The sequence below is a fragment of the Pyrobaculum islandicum DSM 4184 genome (assembly GCF_000015205.1).
GTDB lineage: Archaea > Thermoproteota > Thermoprotei > Thermoproteales > Thermoproteaceae > Pyrobaculum > Pyrobaculum islandicum.
On the sequence record NC_008701.1, the window covers coordinates 605992 to 618694 of the forward strand.

12 protein-coding genes and 1 pseudogene are annotated in these 12703 nt (G+C 45.9%); 7 read left to right on the forward strand and 6 right to left on the reverse strand.

Annotated features, from left to right (window positions below; translation table 11 throughout):
• Window positions 1-168: 168 nt before the first annotated feature.
• Together PISL_RS03440 and PISL_RS03445 are read left to right on the forward strand one after the other, a co-directional pair.
• A pseudogene (locus tag PISL_RS03440) lies at window positions 169-551 on the forward strand (zinc ribbon domain-containing protein); the annotation flags it as partial.
• 194 nt (window positions 552-745) lie between these two features.
• Window positions 746-1516, forward strand: a complete 771-nt coding sequence (locus PISL_RS03445) for a DNA polymerase sliding clamp (protein WP_011762421.1) — start codon at window positions 746-748, stop codon at window positions 1514-1516.
• A 78-nt stretch (window positions 1517-1594) separates the two neighbouring features.
• Here PISL_RS03445 and PISL_RS03450 read toward each other — a convergent pair whose 3' ends face one another.
• The 4 genes from PISL_RS03450 to PISL_RS03465 are packed head-to-tail and all read right to left on the reverse strand — an operon-like array spanning window position 1595 to window position 4868.
• Window positions 1595-1930, reverse strand: a complete 336-nt coding sequence (locus PISL_RS03450) for a hypothetical protein (RefSeq protein ID WP_011762422.1) — start codon at window positions 1928-1930, stop codon at window positions 1595-1597.
• Window positions 1927-2394: a succinate dehydrogenase/fumarate reductase transmembrane subunit gene (locus tag PISL_RS03455; RefSeq protein WP_245218460.1), complete on the reverse strand. Its 468-nt coding sequence runs from the start codon at window positions 2392-2394 to the stop codon at window positions 1927-1929. Before PISL_RS03455 ends, PISL_RS03450 begins: the two co-directional genes overlap by 4 nt.
• Before the next feature lie 13 nt (window positions 2395-2407).
• Window positions 2408-3121 (reverse strand): succinate dehydrogenase iron-sulfur subunit, encoded by a 714-nt coding sequence (locus PISL_RS03460; RefSeq protein ID WP_011762424.1) that lies wholly within the window; start codon window positions 3119-3121, stop codon window positions 2408-2410.
• A 1-nt stretch (window position 3122) separates the two neighbouring features.
• Window positions 3123-4868 carry a succinate dehydrogenase/fumarate reductase flavoprotein subunit gene (locus tag PISL_RS03465; RefSeq protein ID WP_011762425.1) on the reverse strand — a complete coding sequence of 582 codons (1746 nt, stop codon included), beginning with the start codon at window positions 4866-4868 and terminating at the stop codon, window positions 3123-3125.
• Between the two features lie 109 nt (window positions 4869-4977).
• Here PISL_RS03465 and PISL_RS03470 point away from each other — a divergent pair, with 109 nt between their 5' ends.
• A complete protein-coding gene (locus tag PISL_RS03470; RefSeq protein WP_011762426.1) occupies window positions 4978-5583 on the forward strand; it encodes a hypothetical protein in 606 nt (201 codons plus the stop codon).
• A gap of 34 nt (window positions 5584-5617) precedes the next feature.
• Window positions 5618-6043 carry a bis(5'-nucleosyl)-tetraphosphatase gene (locus PISL_RS03475; protein WP_011762427.1) on the forward strand — a complete coding sequence of 142 codons (426 nt, stop codon included), beginning with the start codon at window positions 5618-5620 and terminating at the stop codon, window positions 6041-6043.
• On the opposite strand, the gene PISL_RS03480 is transcribed toward PISL_RS03475, so the two are convergent.
• The gene (locus tag PISL_RS03480) at window positions 6036-9806 is read right to left on the reverse strand and encodes a S8 family serine peptidase (protein WP_011762428.1); all 3771 of its coding nucleotides are present in this window, start codon (window positions 9804-9806) and stop codon (window positions 6036-6038) included. The two genes, PISL_RS03475 and PISL_RS03480, sit on opposite strands and share 8 nt — an antisense overlap.
• 72 nt (window positions 9807-9878) lie before the next feature.
• On the opposite strand from PISL_RS03480, the gene pth2 reads away from it, so the two are divergent.
• Both pth2 and PISL_RS03490 read left to right on the forward strand, forming a co-directional pair.
• Window positions 9879-10235 carry a peptidyl-tRNA hydrolase Pth2 gene (gene pth2, locus PISL_RS03485; protein WP_011762429.1) on the forward strand — a complete coding sequence of 119 codons (357 nt, stop codon included), beginning with the start codon at window positions 9879-9881 and terminating at the stop codon, window positions 10233-10235.
• 17 nt (window positions 10236-10252) lie between these two features.
• A complete protein-coding gene (locus PISL_RS03490) occupies window positions 10253-10447 on the forward strand; it encodes a hypothetical protein (protein ID WP_011762430.1) in 195 nt (64 codons plus the stop codon).
• Here the strand turns inward: PISL_RS03490 and PISL_RS03495 are convergent.
• Entirely contained in the window at window positions 10428-12125 is a 1698-nt protein-coding gene (locus tag PISL_RS03495) for a radical SAM protein (protein ID WP_011762431.1), read from the reverse strand. The genes PISL_RS03490 and PISL_RS03495 overlap by 20 nt on opposite strands.
• Window positions 12126-12180: 55 nt before the next feature.
• Between PISL_RS03495 and PISL_RS03500 the strand changes: the two genes are divergently transcribed.
• On the forward strand, window positions 12181-12696 hold the full coding sequence (locus PISL_RS03500; RefSeq protein ID WP_011762432.1) for a transcription elongation factor NusA: 516 nt from the start codon (window positions 12181-12183) through the stop codon (window positions 12694-12696).
• Window positions 12697-12703: the final 7 nt, after the last annotated feature.

A 12703-nucleotide genomic window follows, 5' to 3' on the forward strand; every position in this document is an offset into this window, starting at 1 on the left:
CAACAGTACAACGGGTATTGCCAGTGGGAGTAAGGCTTGGGGCAGTTTAGCGACGGCGCCGGTGTTGCGAGCAGCCGGCCGCGCTCGTCCTCGCGGCTGGAACTTTCGGCTTACTCTCTTGTACTCCTTATAACTAACAGAAATTTCTGTCTCGCCACATATATGCACATGCACGCATACAGAACGCTGAGGATGGAAATCCCCTGGTGTCTTGTCGAGGAGAGGCCAGACATCCTAAACCTCGTGACGCGTATGCACCTAGCGGTGGAGAAGTATGTGAGAAGACTGTTAAAGGAGGTCGTGGGGCAGGAAGGTCCAAGCTCACGACAGAGGAGCTTGACTGCTTGCTTACTCCCGACAGGCGGGAGTTGGCGTACAAGATTATCGAGGAGACGTTCCCAAAGTACGGACTTAAGCAGTATTTCATAAACCAAACCAAAGTATTCTGGCGCGACGCGGCGTTTTTCAGGGTAGTTCGGTCAAATGCACAACTGAGAATTGAAAACAAGAAAGACATGAGTACGGCCGTCTTTGTCGACATCTTTGGGGGTGAGTACTATCAACAGTGTAATGAGCCAGAAATGGGGTGTAATAAGCCAACTATTGCATAAAAGTAGCAAGGTAGCTTAAGTAAGCCTTAGGTTTTGTGAACAAGCAGTTCTAGGAGAACAAGATTTTGGAATTAAAAATCTTTGTTTGAATATTATGCCAATGAACTTATATATTTTCATGCGGCAAAAACAATATGGTTGTTAGGGCTTTATTTCCAAAGGGGAAAGAGCCACGCTATGCATTTGAGGTGCTCATTAAAACTCTACCAGAGGCGTCCCTAATTTTCTCCCAAGAGGGTATTGTACTCAAAGCGCTCGATCCTACAAAGACCGTGCTATTTGATTTAATATTTCACGCCGCATCTCTTGAGGATTATTTTATAGAGGAGGAAACAAGGGTAGGCCTCATCTTTACCACAATAAAAGACGTCATTAAGCGTATAGGTGCGACAGAAAAACTAGAGCTAGAGGTCGATAAAGAGAATAATAGATTCTCCCTATATGTATATCCAAAGAGAGGGAAGGAGGTCGGCTTAACAAGACGTTTTTCATTTCCAATAGTACAGGTAGTTGAAGAAGAAGTTCCAGAGCTCGCGTTAACCTTTGAAGCATCTTTTGAGATAGACTCCGGCGTTTTTGACGACATATTATCTATGGTAGAGGAGGTATCTGATTGGATACAGATAACGGCGATGCCAGACAAAGTTATATTTAAAGGCATTGGCGAAGGCGGAAAAGTTGCTGAGGCTGAGTTAAGTCAAGAGAGTGAGTCTATATTCAATATCTCGTTGGAAAATTCGGCGTCTTCAAAATATAGCGTAGAGACGCTTAAAGACATCAGCAGTAAGATGAAGAGTTTGTCTAAACGTGTTAAGGTTGAGCTCTCATCAAATAAACCACTTAAGTTGACGTATGAATTCACCACGGGGACTTTTACGGCGGTTATAGCACCTAGAGTAGACTAAAAAATAAAATTCTGTCTCTGAAGAAGAACGTGATGTTAGCTGGTATTGCTGAAAAGTGAAGATAGACACCAAAACTGATTATTTAAATAATGCATATACTGCCGAAATCCACACTACAACTATTAAGATAACTGTAAATGCGTCAAGTATTTTCATCCCTCGTTTAGTTTTTACAAACTCAGCAAGTATCCTCCTAACTCCTAGTCCGCCGTGGATTACCCAACCAGTAGCTATAGTAGCTTCTATATATCTAAGGTTGTAGTTTAGCTTTCCAAACCCATGTGGATATATAGTGATGGGGTTTGTAGTCATTATAACATCTAGCGGCAACGTGGATATGAAAAGCGCCGGTATTGCCACCAACACCCAAAGAGCTGCTAGGAGGAAAACCAACCTAATGGTGCTCTCTCTCATGGTCCCACGTAGAAATGTTGTCCAAAGAATGTTAAATATGGCATATATACCACAGCGGCTAGGCCCACTAATATCATAAAGGCTATATATAGTTTATGAAGTTTTGACGTTCTTAAAGCTGGGAGCGGCTTTATCGGGTCTCTAATCGGCCAGCCCTTTATGACTCCGAACTCCACTAACGCTATTCTAAGGCCGTTGAGACCATGGAATACGATGAATATAAAAAAGAGAGCGCCGAGTAGCTTACCCAACGGGGTTGCGTCAAAACTCTCCGTAACCTCCCACCCTAAAAATGCGTCTGAAAATACACGTCCAAATAAATACAAGACTAGATATATGCCGCTGACTCTTTGTATTGTGAAGAAGAGCCTCTCATAGTTTACATATCTAAACCACTCGCCTAACCCCATGCCAGATCTCATAGTACCAACTTCAGTATTTTTATTAATTCCTTCTTTAGCCATATGTCTAAACATATTAAGGCCTTTTTGCACGTCTTAATAATGCAGCTTTCAGCAATTGTATTGAAAAACCTGGATCGACACCACGTGGACAAACAGCGCTACACGTATAAGCCAGGTGGCAACCCCATACGCCCTCTTCTACGTCGATGATTTTAGCTCGCTCTTTCCAGCCTTGGTCTCTGCTATCCGCGCTCCATCTATATGCAGCATTGAGCGCCATAGGCCCGAGAAATCTCTCGTGGGTGGCAACAACAGGGCAAGCGGCCATACATAAGCCACATTGAATACAATAGGCAAAGTTGTAGTATTTGTCTAACTCCTCGGGCTTTTGCCCAAATTCTCTGTCTGTTTCATAGATTTCTTTTATGTCACGAATTATATAGGGTTTTACCTTCTTAACTTTTTCAAAATCAGGCTCTAAATCTACAACTAGGTCTTTTATCACTTTATGATTCCACAAGGGCTCTACTGTTATTACGTCCGTTTTTAAATCAGAGAGCAATGTTTGACACGCCAGGCGAGGTACGCCATTTATAACCATGCCACATGAGCCACATATAGCCATGCGACAACTATAGCGTACTGCAAGTGTAGGGTCCTGTTCTTCTTTGACTTTAAGTAGAAGATCTAGCACAGAGACTCTTTCCGACGGCGCCTCAACTTTATACTCCTGCCACCAACTCTTTTTACCGTCGTATCTTTTTATTTTTATTACTACCGACTTCATATTAATACTTCCTTTCCTCTGGTTTCCACTTAGTTATTGTAACCGGAGTATATGTGAGCTTGATCTCTCCCCCGTAGAGATAAGCTACTGTATGTTTTAGCCAATTGACGTCGTCTCTCCTCGGGTAATCAAGTCTATAATGCGCTCCTCTAGACTCAGTTCTTGTATATGCGCCCACTCCTATGACGAGCGCTAGGTCTATCATTCCATCGACCTCTAAGGCATCTTTTAGATTCTGATTGTAGACTTTACTGCTATCAACCACTCTAAACGACCTATACTCCCTAAGTTTTTTAAGTTTGGCGAGCCCCTCGGCCATTGAGGATGCATGTCTAAATGGTCCAAAATGTTCTTCCATTATGTCATTGAGCTGTCTTTTAACCTCATAAGGACTAGGCGCGTTGACCTCTTTGTGAAGTAACACGTCAAAGATTCTACTTTCCTCTCTCTTTGCTATATCTAACAGTTTTTCGCTAGGAGATGCAAGAGCCGGGGTCTCCATTGCGTATTTTGCAGCTTGTTCGCCTGTCAACCGCCCCCATACTGAACATTCGCTTAGTGAATTAGAGCCAAGACGGTTTGCTCCGTGAACACTTACGGCTGCCGCCTCGCCAGCGGCCCAAAGGCCCTTAATCCACTTGCCGTCTGCGGTCAATACACGGCCCCACGTATCTGTGTGTATGCCTCCCATTGTGTAGTGTACTGCAGGTCTTACCGGGATTGGCTCTGAGAATACATCGATACCTGCATACTTATGTGCCAGTTCGCGTATAAATGGTATCCTTTTGTTTATCTTCTCCTCTCCCAAGTGTCTAAGATCTAGACCCACGTAACACATACCTGTTTCATGTTGGAAGCCCCTCCCCTCTGCACATTCGGTTAGTATCGCCCTTGATACTATATCTCTTGGCGCCAATTCCATCTTTTGTGGGGCGTATCTTTTCATAAACCGTTCTCCCTCTTTATTAATGAGATAACCTCCCTCCCCTCTGGCGGCTTCACTAACAAGTATGCCGCTGGGGACGAGAGCTGTGGGATGCCATTGGACAAATTCCATGTCTTTAATTGCGATGCCCTCTCTTAGTGCATACCCTAGAGTTTCCCCAGTGGTTGAATGTGCCGTAGTGGTGAAGCGGTATAGCCTGCCCGCACCGCCTGTCGCGATGATACCGGCTTTGGCATAGAAGAGTTTAAATTCGCCGGTTTTTAAATCGTAGGCAGTAACTCCTTTGAATTCGCCATTTTCAACTATAAACTTCGTAACAAAATGTTCATGAAATACATGTATATTGTCAAACCTTCTGGTTTCCGAAAAGAGTGTAGACATAATGAAGAAGCCTGTCTTATCGGCGGCAAATGTTGTACGCGGTATTGACATCCCACCAAAAGGTCTCTGTGAAATTCGCCCATCTGGCTCTCGGCTCCAAGGTACGCCGATTCTCTCCAAATAGCGCACCTCTCTGGGGGCGTATTCTACTAATATCTGTACAGCGTCTTGATCTGCGAGAAAATCGCTACCCTTAACTGTGTCATAGGCATGTAATTCAAGAGAGTCCCCTGTCTTTTCAGGGTATAGAACTGCCGACATACCGCCTTCGGCAGATAAGCTATGGCTGCGCATTGCCTGTACCTTTGACAATATTGCAATGGAGATCTTGCCGCCGCTAGTCCAAGCAGCAGCTGTAGCAGCACGCAAGCCGGCAATTCCCGACCCCACTATTACGAGGTCGTATTTTAAAATTTCCATGGAAATCCAGAGGTAGCCGGTATATATTATTATATTTCGACTATAGTCTAAGGCTATATTAACTTACTTAAAGGCTACAAGGTTTTTAACTACATTTCCAAAAAGGAAAGTGAGGCTAAGTGTATCCATAATAAGACAAGATGGGGTAGATGTTTGCGAAGGGCAGGTATTAGCTAGGTGTTGCATAGATGACATATGTGCAGATATTCCACTTAACGCAGGCGTTAGATCAGGTGTCTATGATTTGGAAACGGCGTCTAGAGACCCTGTGTTAAGAGTGTGTATAGATGTATTATCTAGGCAGAGGGAGAGGGGTATAAAGGCATTAAAAGTTTGTAAATCTGGAGATGCCGAAAGATGTGTTAAAAAACTCGCCGAGTATGTACTAACTAAATACGGCGGCCCTATATTACTCGTCGGATTTAACAAAAAAGTTGCCAGTGTTCTATTTTCTCTATCTGAGGGCATAGTTGCTGATGAAGAGGGTAGACTTGTTCCCTACGACTTTGTAGATGTATCAAATCCATATCAGTGGCTAGAAAAGACGCGAGTTGTAGTTGTAGCTCCTGGAGTTTTAGATCGTATTGATATAGCCCAATTGGCGAGAAAAGCTAAAGAATTGGGCAAGCCAGTGGTTATGTATGGCGCCGTTTCGCACGTATATAGAGACTTAGGTATAGAATACTTCTGTCCACACGGGCTAAAAATACAGTAAAGTAAAATATATAAGACCTCAAGTATTAGTAAATGTGTACTTTTATGAAAAGTCTGCTGGCGCAGTGGTATATACCATAGATCACGGCGAGGTATTGTATCTGTTACTACATGGGAGATATGGATGGGACTTCCCCCATGGTATAGTTCGTCTACGTGAAACAGACGAGGCGGCTGCACTCAGGGAAATATTAGAGGAGACAGGGCTGAAGGTGGAGCTAGTCCCCTCATTTAGAGAGGAGATACGGTACAAGTATTCTAAAAGGGGACACACAATATATAGAGAAGTCGTATATTTCTTAGCTAAAAGCCGCGAAAGAACAGTCAAATTATCTAGAGAACATGACGCTTATGTGTGGGCCGCTAGAGAAAAGGCACTTAGACTAATAACTAGAGACGAAACAAGGGCGGTCTTGCTTAGAGCTTGGAGAAAAATTCTAGAAATTGAAAAAATTAGCTAATTACAGACACGCCCTCAACTACGTAGAATGGATATTTTGCAAAGTTGTTTCCGCTGGTCCTATAAACAGTCGCAAAACTCGGCGAGTACATCAACGCCACATAGTCGACAAATAGGGGCGTTCTTATAAAGTACATATTGAAACTTAAATCGGAACCGACGGCTACCATAGGCACCACAAATCCGCCTCCTAGCACATTTGCAGTCTTATACACGAGGTCGTATCCAATCGGCGGCGGGCTAAGCATGAAGTTTACATACGGCGACACGGTAGACAACACCGGCATATCGCGTGGGTCTCTGAATGGTCTAACCACGCCATTTATCTGCTCACTTGTGCCACAGCCGCCATAAAGCGATGTTCTAACCAATATTGCAAAGCTATTGCTTGTGACCACTGGATACGACGCCGACATTGTCGTATATACAAGACCGCTCACTGGTACGGGCACAGCAAATGAGACAGAGGGTAGAGTCACAATTTTTGTCTGTCCGTTAGTCCCAGTCCAGACGAATCTGCCGGAGCCTAGGTAGCGATGGAAGGAGATTCCCTGGTTCCAGAAGTACCCAGCGAAGAAGCCGCCGTCAGTTATAGCATAGACTATCAGGGAGGTGTTGGCGCATTTCCAGCTGAAGTCTACGTAGAGACCCCTTGCTAAGGTCGGCGTTGAGATATAGTAGACGCGCCAGTCGCCAGACTCGTATCTCCAACGCCAGTCATTTGCGCCTCTGACCTCGCTGGCGTTATACCAACTGTCCGACCTCCCAGCAGTGAGGGTATAGACCTCATTTATGCGTACGCTTGTTCTAACTATGTAGCTCAGCGGCACCACATAGCTAGTCCCATTTATGTTAAACACGATCAGTCTCTCGTATGCTGTGGGGGCCGCAGTTGCTGGCGCCACCACGCGTACTGTAAACATATAGCTCTGGCGCGGTCTCAGTGTGATAGTTGCCGGCGTTATCTGTACATCGGTTGCCGGCGTCCTCTTGTAGACTATAACCTCTACTGTGACAGGGACGGATGGTGGATATGGCGTTCTGACGGGCCTAATATCAATCCTTATGACAAGCCTCTGGTTTGGCGCAAGTCTAACGCCGGGTTTTGTAACTGACACCTCCACGGCTGTGCCACGTTGATATCCGTAGTTGAGCCAAGTCAGCTCGTTTATGGAAATAGCGCCGTTGTTATCTAAGTCTGTCCAGCCAAATGCCCAGAGGACAGGTCTTACATTTTCGGCGTAGTTAAACTCTGGGTCAAAAACTGAGAAGCTGTAGGAGAGTCTAAACACAACTAGGTCTGCCTGTCTAATTATATTTTCATCAAAGCCCAGTTGTTGCATTGTAAAGTAATCACCCACAGTTCTTACAGGAATAGTCAAGGTAACCAACTTCTTATAAATTGGGGTAAGTGTTGCCGCATATGTAGATACAGTGACTGTGGAGTTGAGCGATGTGACATAGACAAAGCCCACGGCTTGTCCACCGGGGATAGTTGCTAGATACAAACTCGTCATGCCGATAGTTGGTTGCGTAACTCTGGTCTGTAGGTAAGTGGCCCATTGTGTGGGTAATAGATTGTTCATTAGATAACCGAAATAAAGCGGTATGTTGACTCTCCATTGGAAATCCCACGAGGTGCCGAGATTTACGGACGAGTCCGTCCTGAACAGAGCTACAGGCGCCTTGGGGACCGGCAGTCCGTAGTAGCTTCTAGCGGCAATCACTGCGGCTGTAGCATTTACAAATCCATGACCTGCGGTAAACGGTGTGTACCCAATATCAATTGCCGTACTTGTGATAAATTGTCTAACTAAATACGGATCCACCACAGCCGGATCGGTTTTGTCCATAACCGAACTCAACACTAGAGCAACAACGCCAGCTGTAAGCGGCGTCGCTTGGGAAGTCCCGCCAAAGATATCCCAATCTTCCGCGATGCCATAGTAATATTTGCCCCAGCCGACGGGATACGCCGCTATTCCGAAAGCTCCAATGTTTACAACATCGGGCTTCACATAGCCGGCAGGCGTAGGCCCTCTAAGAGACCAACTGATGATATCGCCCCATCTAAAGCCATAAAACGGTGTGCCTAAGGCGAGCCAGAAGTGTCCGCTGGTCGTCGCTCCCACGGTTATTGCGCCAACGGCGGCGCCTGGGCTAGTTATCGTGCCAAAGCCGTAACCTCCGTTGCCGCCTGCCTGGATAATCACTATACCTGGGTAGTTCCGGTCTAAAAACCTCGGAGCCGCTAGCCCGTTAATTACTGCCGACTCGAAGTCGTAGCCAAATGCGGCGTAATCATAGATAAAGGTAGAGATCCCCCAGCTGTTGCTAATTACGTGCGCCCTCTTTTGGCCCGTCCAGTACCACTGTCCCGCCTGGTTTACGTCAAAGCCGGCTGCCCACATCATGCCTGCCTCCACCATGCCCCACCACAGGCCTTTCACCCCTAGCACCTTGGCGCCCGGTGCTATGCCAATCAGTCTCTGTGGGCCTAGGTAGCCGAGGTTATACACCGCCTTCCCCCTGCCGGCGGCTACAGAGCTACAGGCCGTGCCGTGGCTGTGGAAATCGTAGAATATGCTGAGGTAATTACCAGCTAAATCCCAGCCTGGGTAGAACTTTGCGTAGGAGTCGAACCACCGGCCCCAGTCGTAGAAGTAGCCTCCTGCAACGCCCAAGCTAACCGTCGGCGCCGTCGGGTTGTCCACGATGAGCCTATTTCCGAAGTACCTAAGCTCTGGATCATCTGCAAAGTTGCAATTGCCGTTTATATCAACACGTGCGGCTGTGTATACGCCCGGCTGGTCTGGGTCGTACATAACAATGCCTGCTTTTACATATCCGCCATACCATGGGATGTAGAGATTGGTCATGCCGAATTTAAAGACGCCGCTACGGCTGACCAGCCCCGCCACCGCGTAGTTGCACCTCGCTGTTACGTTGTGGACAAACACGCCGTCGATTACGTAGAAGGTCTTGCCGCCCACGGGGAGATACCCCCCAGAGGCCGCCACAGGAATGAGCAACACGACTTGGGACTCGTCTGCGTCTAAGACGAGAGGCTCAAGCGACTGGACTTGGCTAAGTAGAAGCGCCGCCGTCTGGCCTCTCAACGTCTTGTACTGAAGCGTAGTTCCGACCAGCGCTATGGTAGACGCAATTATCTCTCTACCGTCGGTAGTTTTTATAAGCCAAGCGAGGGCGTCTTGTAGATCTGGATGTCCGTAGTCAACGCCGGTGTCTACAACAGCAATTACGACGCCTGTCCCATTGACGCCAAATAATTGCTCCACCTTTGTAGCCCCTATGATCTCTCTCATGACTGGGAGGTTAGGCTGTGGCATACCCATGTCGGTTTCAGCCAGCGAGCGAATTTCTGCAAAGAACTCACGTGGAGGAACTTCGGGGAGGGCTTTTATATAGACAAACTTGACGTATGGAGATTCAATTACAGCCTTAAGAGATCTGGCAGGGCCTTTATAGTATAGTTCTGTAGCCGTATTGCCAAATCTGCCTTGTAGAGAAACCCCGTTGACCGCCATTGTGACTATCTTAGTCTCTTTTCCAACTACTTTTAATTGTTGAAATTCCGGCTTTACACCCCACTGAGACGCAAACGAGTATAAGTCTGAAACCACGACCTTTGCTAACACCGGCGTATCTGTGTCAAGCACCGTCGGATTTACGCCAGAGACAACTTGTGCATATACAACTATTGTAAGTATGGGTATTACAGCTAGGAGAGATTTTATACCCATATAGAGAAATTAAATTGGTTTTTTAAGTATTACATTAGTTTTAGTTTTTTATCTTAGTTTTATACGCCGCTTATGAAGATGTCTATTGTTATAAGGAGAGATCTCAAGATCTCGTGTGGAAAAGCGGCGGCTCAGGCGGGACATGCGGCTGTTGAGTGTGTAATGAAGGCGCTTGAAAACGCCAGGTGGCGTAAATGGCTTGAGCAGTGGATAGACGAGGGCCAGAAGAAAATTGTCTTAGCCGCAGAGAATTTGGAACATTTATATGAGCTTTATAGAAAGGCCGGGTCTTTAGATTTACCGACAGCAGTTGTTGTAGACGCTGGACTGACGGAGGTGCCGCCGGGAACTCCCACGGCCATTTGCGTAGGGCCGGCTCCTGATGAGTTAGTAGACGCAGTGACTGGGTCTCTAAAGCTATATAAATAGGTACAGTATTTCGAGCCATGAAACTGATATATGCATATGCCGGCTTTTCACTAGGTGTGGCAGTATATCTATTTTACTTAGTTACAAGAGGGTTAAGAACGCCCGAGATACCGATAGGCGCTGTGTACATAAATCTATTTGACTTTGTGGTTGTGGCGTTTATAATCTTCACTTTCTACGTCATCTATAGACTTACAGAGAGACGTAGTTAAGAAACTCGCCTTCTCCCACAGCGGCTTTGACTTCTTCGAGAGATTTAAATGGTCGTTTCTTAAGTACTATATCTAGTTTTTCTCTGCTGAGTCCTGGCAAATGTTTAAGTACTCGTTTCTCGGCTGTGTTTATACTGACGGGGTATGGTAGAGCGAGGACGCTCCTAGACCCGTGGTCTATTACAACTACGTTGATAAATCTGCCTAGCTGTAGCCGCGTCGGTATATAGACAAGTAATGGATATGAGCCGATTTGTCTAGCGTATGTGCCCCCATGGTAATGAACCTCAGTATATACCTCCCTCAGTATAGTCCCTCTTGGTACTATACGTCTCAACATCTCGCGGTCAAAAACCTCTCTAGTCCACTTCTTAAACTGGAGGAAATATTTCCTATGTTGTCTAAGTTTATACATAACTTTTCTCGCCATTGGCCATAGCCGTGACGTTGGAAACACCAACACTTGTCTGATGTTAACCCTTCTTACTAACAGCCCCCTTTCAAGAATCTGTTTTAAAAATTCGATATTTAGGCGGTAGGTCTCCGCCGTCTCTCCAGGGAGGCCGGCGACAAAGTTTACGCCAGCTAAAAGATAGGGCATGCCATTATAGCCTCTCTCTGAGCCATATTTTGTAAATATTTCTATGGCGTCTAATGCCTCTTCTGGATATACCTTGAGGTTGTTTATCTTGACGACTCTCGGGTCAGCTGTTTCAATGCCCATAGCAGCGACATTGCCAGGTGTGCCGTATTTAACTAATAGCTTTGTAATTTCTATGGATTCAGCTTTCCACCGTGCCACTGTGCCGGGGTTTACGTTGTCTATATGAAGCGTCTTTAAGTCCGGCGCTGCGTTTCTAATACCAACTAGGAGCTTCTCAATTGCAGAGGGGTTCGGGCGTGGAAATTCCTCGCGTCCTGTATCTCGCGCCATATATGTATAGAAGTCGGCTTGTCTACCAAGTCTAAAATGTACAACGCCGGCTTTATATAGAGCCTCAACTTCTCTTACTATACCTTCTATACTCCTCGTAACAACAGGCCCATATGCTACTGTTGTACAAAATGAACAGCCGCCAGATAGATACCTAGGACAAGAGCGGTATGTTTCAAGTTCCACTATTAAGTTACGGCCATAGTTGGGGTGTTGAATAACTATCTTCGCCCCCCGCCATGCGAATTCGTCTACAAGTTTGAAGTCTCTATGTGTTTCAGAAGGCGAGACTTTACCTAGGCCCTCCTTCAGAAGTCTATATATAACTAAGTCGACGTCGCCACTTACTACAATGTCGTAATACTTGCGGAATTTAGAGGGGGGCACTGCTATAGAGCCGCCAACTATACCATAGCCAAATTTAGCCACAGGGCCGCCTAACACCTTTATAGGCCCCTCGATACGACCTAAGTCTAGAATCTCATCCAGCTCTACAGGGGCTCCGCCGAGGTATTTACCTGGTGTAGTTACGCCGGCGATTACGACCAATATGTTATAGCTTGATAGTCTCTTAAGCGAGTTTATCCAATCGGCTCTCAGCTGGTCTATTGTAAAATAGTGTATTTCGTCTGCGCCGCCGAGTTCAGCCGCGCCTGCTACATATCTGGCATATATATCTAGATACGGCGGCACTCCAAGACCTGCTGGCTCGTCTGTATAGCCGTCTATGATAGCTATACGCACATAGAGCTTTAAGGAGGTTAAAAATAATTTTTAAAGGTGGTTTTTATATTTGGCGATGGTTAAAATTCCGTTCTGTGAATTTTGTGTCAAGACGCGTGTGCTATGTCAGAAGTGTCAATCGCTTATAGACAGTGGGAGGTACCAATGGCTTGATGTGGAAGTGTCTGACGCCTTATTGAAGGTTGAGAAGAAGATAAATCTCACAGATGTAGAATATGTAAAATCCTATGAGGTAGACGACATGGTTATTATACTTATGAGGAATACCAAAAGGATACCTCGTAGCGCGTTTATACAGTTGGAAAAAGAGCTCACGTCATTGTTGAGGAGGAGTGTAAAAGTAGTGGAGTACGGCGGCATTAACGAGGTGATTGCACAACTTGTCTCGCCGGCTAAGCTCTTGACTATATCTACGTCTTGGCTTCCCGACGGAACTACAGAGACTGTGGTTAAAATTCCGTCTAGAGAGGTGAGGAGGTTGCCGATTAAGCCAGAGAGACTACAGGCTATAATTAGCCGGATATCTGGAACTAATGTGAAAGTGGAATTAGTGAGAGAGAGAGGGAGCTAAGGGCGTA